Source organism: Edaphobacter sp. HDX4, from assembly GCF_036877565.1.
Taxonomy (GTDB): domain Bacteria; phylum Acidobacteriota; class Terriglobia; order Terriglobales; family Acidobacteriaceae; genus Edaphobacter.
Map to the genome: position 1 here is coordinate 49,197 of NZ_JAEDXW010000024.1, position 15,490 is coordinate 64,686.

Annotated in this window: 11 protein-coding genes; 6 read left to right on the top strand and 5 right to left on the bottom strand. The window is 59.5% G+C overall.

The window, feature by feature from the left end; genetic code table 11:
• Window positions 1–19 precede the first annotated feature (19 nt).
• The 4 genes from JAO29_RS19230 to JAO29_RS19245 form a co-directional block, all read right to left on the bottom strand.
• The gene (locus JAO29_RS19230) at window positions 20–1,468 is read right to left on the bottom strand and encodes a rhamnulokinase (protein ID WP_334269891.1); all 1,449 of its coding nucleotides are present in this window, start codon (window positions 1,466–1,468) and stop codon (window positions 20–22) included.
• The gene (locus JAO29_RS19235; protein ID WP_334269892.1) at window positions 1,465–3,672 is read right to left on the bottom strand and encodes a bifunctional rhamnulose-1-phosphate aldolase/short-chain dehydrogenase; all 2,208 of its coding nucleotides are present in this window, start codon (window positions 3,670–3,672) and stop codon (window positions 1,465–1,467) included. Before JAO29_RS19235 ends, JAO29_RS19230 begins: the two co-directional genes overlap by 4 nt.
• Window positions 3,673–3,830: 158 nt before the next feature.
• Window positions 3,831–4,913: a substrate-binding domain-containing protein gene (locus tag JAO29_RS19240; protein ID WP_334269893.1), complete on the bottom strand. Its 1,083-nt coding sequence runs from the start codon at window positions 4,911–4,913 to the stop codon at window positions 3,831–3,833.
• Window positions 4,914–4,984: 71 nt separating this feature from the next.
• Window positions 4,985–6,184: a TIM barrel protein gene (locus tag JAO29_RS19245; protein WP_334269915.1), complete on the bottom strand. Its 1,200-nt coding sequence runs from the start codon at window positions 6,182–6,184 to the stop codon at window positions 4,985–4,987.
• A 218-nt stretch (window positions 6,185–6,402) separates the two neighbouring features.
• Here JAO29_RS19245 and JAO29_RS19250 point away from each other — a divergent pair, with 218 nt between their 5' ends.
• The 6 genes from JAO29_RS19250 (at window position 6,403) to argG (ending at window position 13,958) form a co-directional block, all read left to right on the top strand.
• Window positions 6,403–8,199 carry a trehalase family glycosidase gene (locus tag JAO29_RS19250; protein WP_334269894.1) on the top strand — a complete coding sequence of 599 codons (1,797 nt, stop codon included), beginning with the start codon at window positions 6,403–6,405 and terminating at the stop codon, window positions 8,197–8,199.
• Between the two features lie 58 nt (window positions 8,200–8,257).
• Complete coding sequence (locus tag JAO29_RS19255) at window positions 8,258–8,797, top strand: hypothetical protein (RefSeq protein ID WP_334269895.1); 540 nt, start codon at window positions 8,258–8,260, stop codon at window positions 8,795–8,797.
• A 151-nt stretch (window positions 8,798–8,948) separates the two neighbouring features.
• Window positions 8,949–9,245 carry an aroma-sacti cluster domain-containing protein gene (locus JAO29_RS19260; RefSeq protein WP_334269896.1) on the top strand — a complete coding sequence of 99 codons (297 nt, stop codon included), beginning with the start codon at window positions 8,949–8,951 and terminating at the stop codon, window positions 9,243–9,245.
• A 91-nt stretch (window positions 9,246–9,336) separates the two neighbouring features.
• Window positions 9,337–10,044 carry an iron-containing redox enzyme family protein gene (locus JAO29_RS19265; RefSeq protein WP_334269897.1) on the top strand — a complete coding sequence of 236 codons (708 nt, stop codon included), beginning with the start codon at window positions 9,337–9,339 and terminating at the stop codon, window positions 10,042–10,044.
• Window positions 10,045–10,062: 18 nt separating this feature from the next.
• The gene (locus JAO29_RS19270; RefSeq protein ID WP_334269898.1) at window positions 10,063–12,357 is read left to right on the top strand and encodes a protein kinase domain-containing protein; all 2,295 of its coding nucleotides are present in this window, start codon (window positions 10,063–10,065) and stop codon (window positions 12,355–12,357) included.
• Between the two features lie 260 nt (window positions 12,358–12,617).
• Window positions 12,618–13,958 (top strand): argininosuccinate synthase, encoded by a 1,341-nt coding sequence (argG, locus tag JAO29_RS19275; protein ID WP_334269899.1) that lies wholly within the window; start codon window positions 12,618–12,620, stop codon window positions 13,956–13,958.
• 260 nt (window positions 13,959–14,218) lie between these two features.
• Here argG and JAO29_RS19280 read toward each other — a convergent pair whose 3' ends face one another.
• A complete protein-coding gene (locus tag JAO29_RS19280) occupies window positions 14,219–15,373 on the bottom strand; it encodes an acyl-CoA dehydrogenase (protein ID WP_334269900.1) in 1,155 nt (384 codons plus the stop codon).
• Window positions 15,374–15,490 lie beyond the last annotated feature (117 nt).

Genomic DNA, 15,490 nt, shown 5'->3' on the forward strand with positions numbered 1-15,490 from the left:
GCTCCACTTCAGGATGTTTTCAGGACAGTTGACGAGCCCATTCATAGACCTCCGCAGCAAACCCGGAGGAGTCAGGCAGCCAGGATGACTCCAGGGCGGCCAGTTGAACCGCAAAGTTTCCATGGGTCGAGCTTTCCGCGGAGCCGCAACAGACCTCAAGTCCGGTCATCTCCGCGGTAAGACGGTTCAGGAAAGCATTCCGCGATCCGCCGCCAACAACAAACAGGCGCCGCAGCTTCTTTCCCGTGTGCTGCTCCACCCGGCGGAGTACCTCAGCGTAGCGAGAAGCCAGACTGTGCAGGATGAGCGATACCATCGCCGGCGCTCCATCGGGAGATTCATCCAGCGCTTTCGCGCCCTTTGCCACAAGTTGCCGATTGATCCGCTGTGGCATCTCGCCCATCAACAGAAGGTCGGGATCATCAACGTCGAGCAGCATCTTCGGGGCAGCCACATCTTCGCAGCAGCGCAGCAGCTCGACCACTCCCGGGTTGAAACCCTTCTCTGCCCATGCGCTCTCGCACTGCTTGAGCAGCCACATGCCATTGACATTCTTGTGAAAGCAGATGGCGCCGCCCACCGCTCCGAGATTAGTGAAGTTATCCGCACGGACAGCAGGACTGTTGGCGGGCTGATGGATCAACGCACCGACCAGCGACCACGTTCCGGAGCTGATATAGGCCCAGTCCTCGCCCAGTGCAGGAATCCCCGCAATTGCTGATGCCGTGTCGTGGCAGGCCGGCGCGATCAGCTCAGTATCGCGGAACGCATCCAGCTCCTGTAGAGGCCCCGACAACCTGCCAACGCGGGTTCCAGGAGGAACAATCTTCGGCGCCAGCTCCAGGCTGAGGCCCGCCTCGCGAAAGATCTCAGGGCTCCACTCGCGGCTGTGCAGATCGATGAGCTGGCTGTGGGTGGCGTTGGTAAACTCAGCCACCGGAGAGCCTCCGAGCCGCGCCAGCATGTACTCCGGCAGGTTTAGCCAGCGTGCGGGAGCGTACCCGGCCTGCCGGTCCGCGAACAGCTGGTAGACCGTGTTGATGGAAAGCTGTTGGACGCCGGTAATCTCACGCATCCTTTCAGCGGAGATCGTCTTATGCAGATCGGTCTCCGCGCGGACGTTGCGCTCATCCCGGTAACAGAAGGGCTCCGCCAGAGGGGCTCCCTGGCTATCAAGACGGACGTAGTCTACCGCCCATCCGTCGACCGCAATCGATCGAACTCCTTCAGGGACGAGGGCAGCACACATGCGCAAGCCCTCTTCCACTCCCTCCACAATCCGATCGAGCGGCCAGTGCAGCCCATCCTCGCGCTGCACCGGACCATTCCCAAAGCGATGGACCAGCTGCATCTGCGGTGTGCCATCATGCCAGCGCAACAGACTTACGCGACAGCTTTCCGCGCCCAGATCAATCGCGATGGAGGCACGCCTGTCGTAGGGTAAACGTGTCCCCGCCGCCTCACTCATCGCAGATAAGCCTCCACCAGGCCACCATCAACGGGGATGATGTGGCCGGTCGTGCATCGCGACAGCGGGCCCGCGAGGAACATGATCGCCTCCGCGCAGTCCTTCGGGTCGATGGGCGTGTGCGTCAACGTGCGCTCCGCATAGAACTTTGCGAGAGCATTCCGCAGATCGTCATCCGAGCTCGACTCGCTGAACGGGATGTTGTACTTGGTCAAAGACGCCTTGACCCGGTCGCGCGGGAACATCGTCGAGCCCTTCACCACGGTTGCCGGGCTGATGCCGTTCACCCGCACCTTGGGCGACATGCTCACTGCAAGCTCGCGCACCAGGTGGCTCAATGCTGCCTTGCTGACGTCGTAGGCCTCGCTTCCGCGCTTTGCAACCACCGCGTTCGCCGAGCTGGTCAGAACAATACTTGCATCCAGTCCCTGGTCTTTGAGGACCTTCTTCGCTTCGTCCACCAGAAGGTAGTTGGCGGTTACGTTCACCTCAAGCGTCAACGCCCACTGGGCATCGGTGATAATGCCATCGGCGGAAGACGGGAACATCGCGGCGGTATTCACGAGAATGTCGATTCCGCCAAACTGCCGGATCGCCGCCTCCAGTGCGCCCCGAATGGCACCCCGATCACGGATGTCGATGGAGGTGAAGCCTACGGCCTCTTTGCCCGCAATGGCCTTGCACTCCTCTGCGACACGCTCCGCGCCTGCAACATCGCGATCCGCGATCACAATGTGAGCTCCACGCTCAGCGGCAATCAACGCGACCTGATGGCCGATGCCGCTACCCCCACCGACGATCAGCGCAACCTGGCGGCTCAACTGCTTCTCGGCCGGCTGGCGACGAATCTTGGCCTCTTCGAGAGCCCAGTATTCAATCCGGAAGGCCTCGCTTGGAGGAAGCGCAACATAGTTGTCGTACACCGTGAACTGATCTGCCGAGGCTGCGGGTCCCGCCTGCGGAATGTCCTTGCACTCAACGCCGCCGCCGAGCGCTCCTGCTCCCTGCATCACCCCAATGGCATTGATGTAGAACTCACCCGTAAGACGTGCTTCGGTCTTGCTCTTGCCGAAGGTAAACATGCCTACTCCGGGCAGCAGCACCACCGTCGGGCTGGCGTCGCGCTGCTTGGGAGAATCAGGCAGAGCATGCCGGGTGTAATACTCCGAATACTCGGCGCGATACGTCTCGAGAGAGTTCTCGATGATCGCCGGGATCTCCTTCGGATCCCCTGTCGGATCCCACTTGAGGAACATGGGGCGAATCTTGGTGCGGATGAAGTGGTCCGGGCAGCTCGTTCCGAGATGGGCCAGCTGCTCTGCGTTCTTTGAGTTCACAAAGCCCAGCACCGCATCGGAGTCCGTAAAGCTCCCGATCCAGCGCTGCTTGCGAGAGACCGCGCCGCGCAGATAAGGCATTACCTCGGCGGCAATCTTTTCTCGCTCTGCGTGGGGCTTGCTCTTCACGCCGCCAAAGCGGCTGTAGCCCGCCTGAGACGCGTGGCGCTCGATAAACTGCCCCAGCTGATCGATGATCGTAATCGTATTGAGGTAGGCTTCCCGCTGCGTCTCACCCCACGTAAACAGGCCGTGGCCGCCCAGCACCACACCATCGCATCCCGGCGTGTCTTCGACGATCTTGCGCAACATCATGCCCAGTTCGAAACCGGGCCGCTGCCAGGGAAGCCAAGCCAGCTTGTGTCCGAACTCCTTGTTGAACTCTTCCATCTTCTGCTTTCCGTTCGCAGAGGCAGCCAACGCAATTCCCCAGTCGGGATGGAGATGGTCGACGTGAGCAAAGGGAAGGAATCCGTGCAACGGCGTGTCGATTGAAGCTGCCGTCGGATTGTTGTTGAAGGTGACCAGCGGATAGAGCGCCACCATTGCGTCCTCTTCCGCTACTCCCTTGTATTGCTTTTCAAGCTCCAGAAGGCGATCGAGGTAAAGCGTCGCGAAACCGGAGCGCTTAATGCTGCCCAGGTCGCCGCCAGACCCCTTCACCCATAGAACCTTGACCTTCTCCCCGCTGACCGGGTCCACTTCGTCAAGCTTGGAGCTGGTGTTTCCGCCCCCGAAGTTCGTAATCCGCAGGTCTGAGCCCAGAAGATTGCTGCGATAGCGCAGAAGCTCTGGCGGATCGAGCTTTTGAGCGATCGCCTCATCCCATTTATCTTCCAGAAACTTCAGTTTTCCTTGCGCTGCCATTGAGCTCTCTCCTTCAGAAATTCGACCACCATCATTCCATAGCGACGACCAATACGGCAAATGTTCCTTATTCGAAATAAATCATCGCATGGGAGTTATTGAAAACGCTGACCAACCTGGTATTTGAACCTTCTTCGATTGCTCGACTTCAAAGTGAGTCAGGGCAACGAATCCCGGGTCACCAGCTTATGCGACACATAATTATAAGGAGGAACGATCTGCCCTTTCAGCAGCGCGAGCCCCAATTGCATCAGGTTGGGACCATAGGCGTTTGTCTCGTGCGAGACCGATGCGATGAGGGGCGAGGTGCCGGACTTGATCTCCTCCAGGGCCTCCCGAATACAGTCCTGACCGACGACAACGATATGGCGCTGACGCTTGAGCTGGCGAGCAGCGTCCACGACGCCCAGTGCGCTCGTATCCGTAGCCGCGGCCACAAGGATATGTTTCTCTTTCGGATGATTTTTCAGGTAATCGGTGATCAGCCGGGTGCTCGTATCCCGCAGGCCGCGCCCGTCCAATCGAAGAAAAGCCTCCGGCGGAAGGTTCGGCAGTGCGGACCTTACTGCTTCAAAGGCGCCCGAAATTCTGCCCTGAACCAATAGACCGGCCTCCCGCAGATCCAGCCCAATGACGCGATCGACCTTGCCATTCCACTCGCTCTGAGCGTAGCGGGCCAGCATCTCTCCTGCCTCCACCCCGACCCGGTAATTGTCGACCCCGAAGTAAGTCGCATTGGGGTGAGGGATATCGATGGCAATCAGCGGAATATTGGAGGAGGCAACCTTGTCGCCAATAATGGCGGCGACGGACTGCTCGACGTTGAACTCGATGATCAGATCCACGCGGCTGCGGATAAATTCCTCCGCGTTCAGTACGGCCGTGGTGGCGTCGTAGCGATTGTCCAATTCAACCAGGTCGACGCCGGAGGCGGAAGCTGCGTCCCGCAGGCTGCGCGTGACCTCTTCGGAGAACGGCATGTCGGCGCTCTGACCGCCGAATCCAAAACGCAGCTTCTTGGGCCGCATCACGTGCCGGTACATCCCATCCGGCGATTGGGCCAGGTAGCCACGGTGGACGAGGGTCTTCAAGACGCGGTAAACCGTCGTCTTGGAGATACGGGTTCGGCGGTGAATGGCCTCAAGAGTCATGGGCCGGGTTTCGGCCTGCAGCAACTCAAGTATGTCGAGGGATTTCGAGAGGACCGGAATAAGGTAAAGACGCTTCGATGTCTTGGCCAACGCGTACAACTCCTTCAATAGCTCGCGACCATTATTACCTGAACCCTCGGATTATTTTCATGCTCAAACTATCAGGCATAGCTTGAAACCGCATTGCTGTTCCGCTGACCGCGATCCTGCGAGATGCGTTCGACGTATCGGCTGTCGCGCAACTCCTGCAGAGGATCAGCAGGAATCCCACGCGCCTCACGCCATGCCCTCACCATCGGCCGCACATCGGTCCAGAAAGCGTCCCGGAACATCTCCTCGGCTTCCACCAGTTTGCAATCGTCCTGCAGCTTGCTGAGTGCCTCCCGGTCGATCAGTGCGGCACGCGCATACAGCTCCTGCGCGGTCACGACGCTCTGCACCATCGCTTCCATCTTGCCCTTCAGATTATGGCTCTGATCGATCATGTAAGCGATGCCCTCGGTCGCAGCCTTCGGAGCACTCAGGATCTCGTGGAAGATCCTGAAGACCTGGTACGGATCGATGGAGCCGATCGTCAGGTCATCATCTGCGTACTTCCGGTCATTGAAGTGGAAACCACCCAGTGCATCCAGGTGCAGCAGCCACGCGACAATCTGTTCGATATTGGTTCCGGGATAGTGGTGTCCTGTATCGACCAGCACCTTGGCGCGCGGACCCACCTTCTGCGCAAGATGCAGCGCCATCCCCCAGTCTGCGATATCGGTGTGGTAGAAGGCCGGCTCGAACGGCTTGTATTCGATCAGCAGACGCTGGCCTTCGGTGGTCGCGGCGTGCATAGCCGACAGCACCTCTTCCATCCATCCGATTCGACGGCTGATGGACTGTGTTCCGGGATAATTCGATCCGTCCGAGACCCAGATCGAGATGTCCCGCGTCTCCAGCGCTCGGCCAATCTCTACGGACTCCAGCAGATGACCGAGGGCGATCTTTCTGACTTCGGCGCTCGGACTGGCGATCGAGCCAAACTTGTACTCCTGCGACTGAAACAGGTTCGGATTGATGGAACCCGCCTTGACTCCGTGCTGCTTCTCGAGTGCCCGGATCTTCGCCACGTCAGCTGTTCCATTAGGAACATCCCACAACACGTGCAACGCTACGGTAGGGCTGGCTCCGGTAAGGCGATTCACCTCGCCGGCGTCTGCGAACTTCTCTTCAATGCTGGTAGCCGCAGCACTCTGAACGAACTTTCCGAAACGAGTGCCGGTATTGGCGAACCCCCATGAAGGAATCTCAATTCGGAATTGATCGAGAGCCGCCCAGACCCTATCCTTCTTTGACTGCGACGTTCCGTTGTTTGTCATGGTGCTCACTGTTCCCTTTCCGAAAATAAGTCTCTATTGAAACTAACTTTTATGCAAGCGATTCGAAGCCTTCAAATCGGGTTTTTCGTACAAGGGACACCTCATGAAGAGTTGGACCTTTTTACCGGACCGGCAAAGTTGTCTGACCACTGTCCTCTGCCTTCCGCAGCAGCCTACAATAACAGAAAGACCATGCGCTACACAGCGGAGATATCTCAATGAAGCGATTCCTTCGCCGCCATTTGCTGCTGCTTCTTCTCCTGCCTTTCTCGGCAGTTACGGCGAGCGCACAGCCTGCCGGTCCATCCGCTCAAGACAAGGCGAAGATCCTTTCTTACATCCACAACAGCTGGAACACCCTGTCGCGCTCCATGTTCAGCTGTAAATCCGTAGTCGACCCCAAGGTTACGACCGTTTCAGTACTTTACCTCCCTGCGGGAATGGGAGTTCCGGCATCGGTCGCAACGATGCAGCAACAATGCAAGGTGGAAGTTCAGAATCTACCCCGCAAAATCTCCCACATGGGAGATGTATCTGCCTCAGACCTCAAGGACGAAGGCCTGCTCTATCTTCCAAATCCTTATGTCGTTCCGGGTGGACGCTTCAACGAGATGTATGGGTGGGACAGCTACTTCATCATCCTGGGCCTCGTCGCCGACGGCCGTACCGACCTGGCGCGTGGCATGGTGGAAAACTTCTTCTTCGAGATAGAGAACTACGGGTCCATCCTCAACGCCAATCGAACGTATCAGCTCACTCGTTCCCAGCCCCCGTTTCTCACGTCGATGATCCGGGAGCTCTATGAGCATCCCTCCGGACACCCAGTGACCCGAGCCTGGCTGGCCCGCGCCTACGACTACGCCAAACGCGATTACAACGTCTGGATCACCCCGCCGCATCTCGCCGGAGATACTGGACTTGCTCGCTACTTCGATGTCGGCGCAGGGCCGGTGCCAGAGATGGCCGACGACAGCACCTACTATTCGGACGTCATCCGGTGGCTTCTCTCGCATCCCAGCGTACACACCGACTACCTCATCGATGCGCCGGACGATCCCACCCCTTCCGAGGCGGCTACTCTAGCCCAGACCAGCTGCGATATCGCTGCCTCAAAGGTCTGTGCCGCCGCCCATCTCGACGGACACCGTCTAACGGCGGCCTTCTATCGGGGCGACCGGGCCATGCGCGAATCCGGCTTCGATCCCAGCTTCCGTTTCGGTCCGTTCAGTGGATCGACCGATCACTATGCGCCCGTCTGCCTCAACAGCCTGCTCTATAAATACGAACGCGACATGGCTCACTTCGCAACCCTCCTTCATCGCTCCGAGGAGGCGGCAGAGTGGACTCGGCGAGCGGAGGCTCGCAAAACCGCGGTCAACAAATATCTCTGGAACGCCAAGGCAGGCATGTTCTACGACTACGACTTCGTGAACGACCGTCCTTCCACCTACAACTACATCACCGCCTTCTATCCGCTCTGGGCAGGATTGGCGACTCCGGCGCAGGCCGCTGCGCTACGCCTCCATCTTCCCCTGATGGAGCGAGCCGGGGGCATCGCCATGAGCGATCTGGACTCCGGTACCCAATGGGACCTTCCGTACGGTTGGGCACCCACCACCTGGCTCACTGTGAAGGGACTGTCGCAGTACGGCTTCACCTCGGACGCAGAACGCATTGCTTCCAAGTTCTCAGCCACCATTCTCGATAACTTCCTCCACGACAGAACCATCCGCGAGAAGTACAACGTCGTAAGCGGATCGGCCAACGTGGCCGTGGCGACCGGCTACAAAAGCAACGTGGTGGGTTTTGGCTGGACCAATGGCGTTTACCTGCAGATGAAAAATTTATTGGCCACGGCCGCGAAAAAACGTGCCGCAGCAGCAGCATACCGAGACTACGATCCCGATCCGGTTCTTAATCGGCTGCAGATCAGCGCACCCGCCGCGAAGTCGCCCTCTAGAAAGCATGGGTCGGCGCGGCAGCCCGCGGCCATCCTTCTCAAAAGCGGCGACTGAGGTTCGAGCCTGTTTCGCTTCTTGCGGCGCCTGAAGAACAGAAGTACGATGGCAGCGCATGCCACGCCGCCTCCTGATTGTTGCGATCGCCCTTGTCCTCGTTTGCACGCCCTTCGGCATCTCACAGACGGCAGCTTCCAGCTCCGCCTCCACAATTATGAAATCGGGAGAAGCTGGAGCCGTGCTTCCACCCTCGGTCTTCTTCCGTGGCCAGTCCGCCTCCATTCAGGCTCGTAACTCGGCAGGGATCCGGCTTTCGAAAGATGCCCTCCTGCTGACTGCTCTCGTCGATACGTCTGGCTATTCCAGCTCCGTCCAGCAGAAATATCAGGCCTACCTCATCACGGAATCCCCGATTGAAATCGGCGGCCATCCTCTCTCCCCCGGAGCCTATGGCTGTGGCTTCGTCGCCGGGAACAAATTCGTCGTGATGGATATCGGCGGCCACGACCTCTTCACCGTTGCTTCGACCCATGACGCCGAGCTCCACCGCCCCACCCCGCTGCAGATCTTGGCCGCCCCCGTAACCGGCTCTTTCCGGCTGTATGCAGGTCGCAACTTCGTCGAGATCTCGACCGCTTCAGGCACCTCCCGGTAGCAGTTACAGCGACGACGAAGTTCTTCGCAAATGCCTCCCACCTGGTCCATGCATCACGTATACAATTGGCCAAGCTTCAATCGCATTCCTGTTGTTTTCGGGCTCATGTAAGTCTGGCGCCATAACGTTTGTGCCTAAAAGGAGAAAGACCGTGGCAACTAAGAAAGCTGTAAAGAAGAAGGCTGTAAAGAAAGCTCCAGCAAAGAAGGCCGTCAAGGCCCCGGCGAAGAAAAAGGCAGTAAAGAAGAAGTCCGCGCCGAAGGTCTCCAATATCGAACGTCTGACGGCAGCGGGCGTCATCCCCCAGGAGAATGTTGCTGACCACGATCACGCCGTGATCAACAAGCTCAGCGCCTCCGAGGTAAGCACACTGATCAAGCTGAGAAAGAAGATGGGTGACGCTCCACTGGCCACCCGGGCCAGCGCTCGTCCCAACTTCCCGGTCTAACCGGCTCTCGCTCGATTCGCTCGCAGGTGAGGGCTGGCGCATCCCGCGGCCCTCGCAGCACAGCTCATCCGGCTCTCTCAGGTTCTTGCAAATGCTCTCCTCAAACAGCGACATCCTCTGGGCTAAAATCCGTCTTGCTGAAGGTCGGCTCAACTCCGCCAGCGACCAGTTCTGGACGCATCCGGAGCTGGCGCGTCTGCTGCCGTTGTTCCTCGTTCAGCTGCATCGTGTCATGGGTGGAGGGCTCCACCTGATGCAGACCGCGCGAGACAGAGCGCTGGCTCTGACGGAAGATCCGGTCGCGCGCATCATGGCGCCCTATCTCGATCAGCACATCCTCGAAGAGAAAGACCACGACGACTGGCTTCTCGACGACATCCAGACCCTCGGCATCTCCCCTGAGGAAGTGGCTGCCACCCCTCCGGTGCCAGCGGTCGTATCGCTGCTTGGAGCCCAGTACTTTTGGGCGCTCCACATTCATCCCGTTGCCGTCTTCGGCTACCTGATCGTTCTCGAGGGATACCCTCCACTCACCGACCAGCTCGAAGCCATACGGAAGCGTACGCGGCTTCCTTCGACCGCATTCCGTTGCCTCATTGCGCACGCGGATAACGATCCAAACCACATCGCGGACCTCAATCGCACACTCGACTCCATGCCGCTCTCCGATGACCAGCAGATGTACATCGCGCTCAGCGCCTTTCACACCATCGATGCGGTCGCCTCCGTCTTTGAAGAGCTGCTGGCACTCCACGCCACCTCTCCCGAGATCAGGCTCAGCACGCTTCGAGCATCGTAGAGAAAACCTGGTCAGCCAATGATCAAAGGACAGACCATCTCGAACTACAGGGTTCTTGAGCATTTAGGCTCAGGCGCCATGGGTGTGGTCTGCAAGGCGGAAGATCTCCTCCTTCACCGCACGGTGGCTCTCAAGAGCGTCTCACCCTCCTCCCTCGCCGATCCTGTTCTCAAGCGCAGTCTCCTCGAGGAGGCCCGCGCTGCCTGTGTTCTCGACCATCCCAATATCTGTCGCATCCACCACATCGAGGAGCTTGAAGACGGACAGATCATCCTTGTCATGGCCTTCTACGAAGGCGAGACGGTTGCCCAGCGAATCACTCGCGGCTCGCTCAGTCTCTCCGACGCCGCCCTCGTTGCCATCCAGCTCCTCTCGGGTTTGCAGCACGCCCACTCAAAGGGAATCATCCATCGAGATATCAAGCCGTCGAACCTGATCCTCAATCCCGAGGGCGAGATCAAGATCGTCGACTTCGGACTGGCTCGTCGTCCCCATATCGCCCGGGCTCTCACCGAGACCGGCGTTCTCGTCGGCACCATCAGCTACATGGCTCCCGAGCAGGTGCTCTCCCGCCCCGTCGACCATCGCGCCGATCTCTGGGCCGCCGGAGTCGTCATGTACGAGATGCTCACCACCTCGCTGCCCTTTCCGGGAACGACCCCTTACGCCGTCTTCGATGCGATCCTCCATGAGCCGCCGCGTCCGCTCTCCGACTTCCGCACCGACCTTCCGGCAGATGTTCGGAAACTGATAGATCGTTCGCTCGCCAAGAACCCCGGCGATCGCTTCCAGGATGCCGCACAGTTTCTCGCGGCGCTCGAGCCGTTCTCAAAGGTTCGCTCCAGCTACACCGTTGCCCTTCCCACACTGCTTGTTGACTACCGGCACAATGTAGACGAGCCATCGGTGCTCGTCCTCCCCTTCACCACCATGCCCGCGGACAGCAACACCGACTACTTCTGCGATGGCCTTACCGAGGAGATCATCACCGATCTCTCCAGCGTCCGCGCCCTGCGCATCATCTGCCGCGCCTCAGCCATGCAGTTGAAGGGAACTCACGATTCTCCGCGCAAGATCGCTCGCGACCTCAATGTGCGCTACGTCCTTGAGGGATCCGTTCGCATCAACAACACCTCGCGCGATGGCAAAGCCAATATTCGGGTCACGGCGCAGCTCATCGATCCCGAGAGCCAATCCCTTCTCTGGGCTGAAAAGTACAACGGCACGCTCGATGACGTCTTCGCGATTCAGGAAAACATCTCGCGCCAGATCGTCTCCGCCCTCAAGATCAAGCTCACCCCGGCCGAGGACCGCCAGATGCACGACCGGCCACTGCCGGACGTCGAGGCATACCGTTACTACCTGATGGCCAAGCACGAGATCCTCAACTACTCCGAGGACGCCCTCGCCCGCGCTCTGGAGTTCCTCGAAACCGGCGAAAGGATCGTCGGCAAGAATGCTCTCCTGCTCGCAGCCAAAGGTCAGGTCTACTGGCAGTACGTCAATGCAGGCATCTCCTCCGATGTGACGTATCTGGCAAAGGCTCGCGACTATGCCAATCAGGCGCTTGAGGTCGATCCCGAATCCGCTCACGCTCACCGTCTGCTCGGGCTCATCAGCGTCCAGGAAGGTGACAGCCAGCGCGCCGTTCATCTGCTCAAGCTGGCCATCACCGCCGATCCTAACGACTCCGATACTCTGAGCTGGTACTCCGCCGTCTGCGGACTCAGCGGCAAAGCGCACGCCGCCATGCCTCTCGCGCGCCGCATCCTCGAGATCGATCCCCTCACTCCCGTCTATCGCTTTATCCCCGGCCTGCTCTCGCTGATGGCAGGCGAGTTCTCCGACGCTCTGCCCTCCTTCGAGGACGCCATCCGTCTCGACTCCTCCAACACCATGCTGCTCTGGTGCCGCGGGCAGATTCTCGCCCTGCTTCGTCGCGATCAGGAGGCAGTCGCGCAGTTCCAGGCCATCCAGCAGATCGACCCTGCTCACTTCTTCTCTCAGCTTGGAGCCGTGATGCAGGCCGCTCTCCTAGGAGATCGCCCGGCCTTCACCGCCGCAGCCACAACGGACCTGCTCCAGATCGCCGAGTGCGACCCGCACTACTCCTGGAACGTCGCCCAGTGCTTCGCGCTCATCGGCGAACCCTCCGAAGCCATCGCCTGGATTGAAAAGGCAGCGAGCAAAGGCTTCATCAACTACCCCATGATCAGCCGGTGGGATCCGCTTCTCGCTCCCATTCGCCACACGCCCAGGTTCGACAACCTCATGGACAGCGTGCGCGAGCGCTGGGAACACTTCGAAGTCTGACCTTGACCCTCGCCTCACCGGCCTTTCAGACCGGAGCTTGCAATCTACCCTTCCGACTGTCATTCCGACTGGAGCTTGCAATCTTCCCTCCCCCGTCATCCCGACCGCAGCGCAGCGGAGTGGAGGGATCTGCTTCTCTTCCGGAACTGCGAGCAAAGCCGCCGTCCGCCCAATCGATCCCCTGAAAGTTGACTCGCTCTTAACCCAGCGCCGATACTTAAACCGCACTCCCTAAATTTCTCGCTCCAGGATCCCTCATCGTGTCGAATATTCTTCAGCATCTCCCTGCCGGCCAGAAGGTTGGTATCGCGTTCTCCGGCGGCCTCGACACCAGCGCTGCTCTTCACTGGATGAAGAAAAAGGGCGCCATCCCTTACGCCTACACCGCCAATCTCGGCCAGCCCGACGAGTCCGACTACGAGCAGATCCCGCGCAAGGCCCTCGAGTACGGCGCTGAAGAGGCCCGCCTCATCGACTGCCGTCCGCAGCTCGTCGCCGAGGGTATCGCCGCGCTTCAGTGCGGAGCCTTCCACATCACCACCGCTGGAGTTACCTACTTCAACACCACTCCTATCGGGCGCGCCGTCACTGGAACCATGCTCGTCGCCGCGATGAAAGAGGATGACGTCAGCATCTGGGGCGATGGCAGCACCTACAAGGGCAACGACATCGAGCGCTTCTACCGCTACGGTCTCCTCGTCAATCCCGACCTCAAGGTCTATAAACCGTGGCTCGACGACGCCTTCATCGAGGAGCTCGGCGGACGCGCCGAGATGTCCGAGTTCATGCGCCAGTCCGGCTTCGAGTACAAGATGTCCGCCGAAAAGGCCTACTCGACCGACTCCAACATCCTCGGCGCCACCCATGAAGCGAAAGACCTCGAACACCTCAATAGCAGCGTAAAGATCGTCGTCCCCATCATGGGAACCGCCTTCTGGCGTGACGATGTAGACATCAAGCGCGAAGAGGTCACCGTTCGCTTCGAAGAGGGCTGGCCTGTCGCCCTCAACGGCACCACCTTCCACGACTCCGTGGAGCTTCTGCTCGAAGCCAACCGCATCGGCGGCCGCCATGGCCTCGGCATGAGCGATCAGATTGAGAACCGCATCATCGAGGCCAAGAGCCGCGGCATCTACGAGTCCCCCGGCCTCGCTCTGCTCTTCGCCGCCTACGAGCGCCTCATCACCGGCATCCACAACGAAGACACCATCGAGCTCTATCGTGAAAACGGCCGCAAGCTCGGCCGCCTGCTCTACCAGGGCCGCTGGTTCGATCCCCAGTCGATCATGCTGCGTGAGAGCGCCCAGCGCTGGGTCGCCAAGGCCATCACCGGCGAGGTCACTCTCGAGCTCCGCCGCGGCAACGACTACTCCATCCTCAACACCGAGTCGCCCAACCTCACCTTCAAACCCGAGCGCCTCACCATGGAGAAGGGTGACTCCGTCTTCTCTCCCCGAGATCGCATCGGCCAGCTCACCATGCGCAATCTCGACATCGTCGACACCCGCGAAAAACTCCTCACCTACGCCCAGGCCGGCCTCATCAACCTCGGCAAAGGCATCAACGTTCCCCAGCTCACGAGCGAAGAAGAGAACAACTAGTTGTCAGCTGCGGGTTCCATCTGTTTGCTGCGATGACCATCTTTTGGTTCGGATAACCAGCGATGCCTCAGAGACAGTGTCTTCTTCCAAAAAGAAGACACTGCCATTTCGACCGAAGCACCGACAGCTTCATCGTCCGGTGCGGAGTGGAGAAACCTGCTTCTCTAACTTGAAATGATGCATAGCCACACAACCGGGTGCCCATCTTCGCGACGGCTTCATCGTCACTAAGATGGGCTATTCGAGCGAAGCTCGAACCCTCACCCCCGGCTCGGAGCCTTCCCCAGCAGCTCCCTCGCAATCACCATCCGCTGAATCTCGCTCGTACCCTCACCAATCGGACACAGCCTTACATCCCGGTAAAACTTCTCCGCCGGATAATCCTTAATAAACCCGTACCCCCCATGGATCTGCACTCCAGCATCGCAGATCCTGCACGCCGCCTCACTCGCATACAGCTTCGCCATCGCCGACTCGCGCGTGACGCGCATTCCCTTATCCTTCATCTGCGCCGCGCGCATCGTCAGCAGCCAGGCCGCATCCAGCTCCGTCGCCATATCCGCCAACTTGAACTGGATCGCCTGAAACTCCGAGATCGCCTTCCCGAACTGCCGACGCTCCTGCGCATACTTCACCGCCGCGTCCAGCGCTCCCCGCCCCATTCCCAGGCTCAGCGCCGCAATCGAGATCCTTCCCCCATCCAGTACTCGCATCGCATCCTTGAAGCCCTCACCCGGCTCTCCCACCAGGTTCTCCTCCGAAACCTCGCACTCCTCGAAGATCAGCTCCGCCGTATCGCTCGCCCTCAGCCCCAGCTTGTTCTCCTTCTTCCCTGGCCGGAACCCGGGAGTTCCCTTCTCCACCACAAACGCCGACACCCCGCCATGCGTTCCCTTCTCCTTATCCGTCACCGCCAGCACCACCGCGCAGTTCGCATACGTTCCGTTGGTGATGAAGGTCTTCGATCCGTTCAGCACCCACGTGTCTCCGCGCTTCACCGCCACCGTCCGCATCCCACCCGCATCGCTGCCCGACCCCGGCTCGGTCAGCCCCCAGGCCCCCAGCCACTCTCCGCTTGCCAGCTTCGGAACCCATCGCTTCCTCTGCTCATCGCTTCCCGCCAGCATGATGTGGTTCGTACAGAGAGAATTGTGGGCCGCCACAATAATCCCTACACTTCCATCCACACGCGACAGCTCGTCGATCGCAGTCACGTACTCCACATACCCCATCCCCGCGCCGCCCAGCTCCTCGGGGAAGATCACCCCCAGCAGCCCCATCTCTCCAAGCTTCTTCACCACCGCGTGCGGGAACTCGCTCTTCTCATCCCACTCCGACACATGCGGCGCAATCTCCCTCTCCGCAAACGCCCTTACCTCTCTCCGCAACTGCTCCTGCTCCTCGTTCAGAAACATCGCGCTCTCCCCATAACCAAAACTAATACCGCTATCACCAAAAACCATACTCCTGAACGCCCGCTTTTGTCTCTGACCCTATCGATTAATCATCCCCGCCATGACGGACCAACTACG

Bases quoted from the DNA above. Each gene is read 5' to 3' on its own strand.
- JAO29_RS19230 (WP_334269891.1), bottom strand. From the start codon at position 1,468: ATGAGTGAGGCGGCGGGGACACGTTTACCCTACGACAGGCGTGCCTCC.
- JAO29_RS19235 (WP_334269892.1), bottom strand. From the start codon at position 3,672: ATGGCAGCGCAAGGAAAACTGAAGTTTCTGGAAGATAAATGGGATGAG.
- JAO29_RS19245 (WP_334269915.1), bottom strand. From the start codon at position 6,184: ATGACAAACAACGGAACGTCGCAGTCAAAGAAGGATAGGGTCTGGGCG.
- JAO29_RS19250 (WP_334269894.1), top strand. From the start codon at position 6,403: ATGAAGCGATTCCTTCGCCGCCATTTGCTGCTGCTTCTTCTCCTGCCT.
- JAO29_RS19255 (WP_334269895.1), top strand. From the start codon at position 8,258: ATGCCACGCCGCCTCCTGATTGTTGCGATCGCCCTTGTCCTCGTTTGC.
- JAO29_RS19265 (WP_334269897.1), top strand. From the start codon at position 9,337: ATGCTCTCCTCAAACAGCGACATCCTCTGGGCTAAAATCCGTCTTGCT.
- JAO29_RS19270 (WP_334269898.1), top strand. From the start codon at position 10,063: ATGATCAAAGGACAGACCATCTCGAACTACAGGGTTCTTGAGCATTTA.
- JAO29_RS19280 (WP_334269900.1), bottom strand. From the start codon at position 15,373: ATGTTTCTGAACGAGGAGCAGGAGCAGTTGCGGAGAGAGGTAAGGGCG.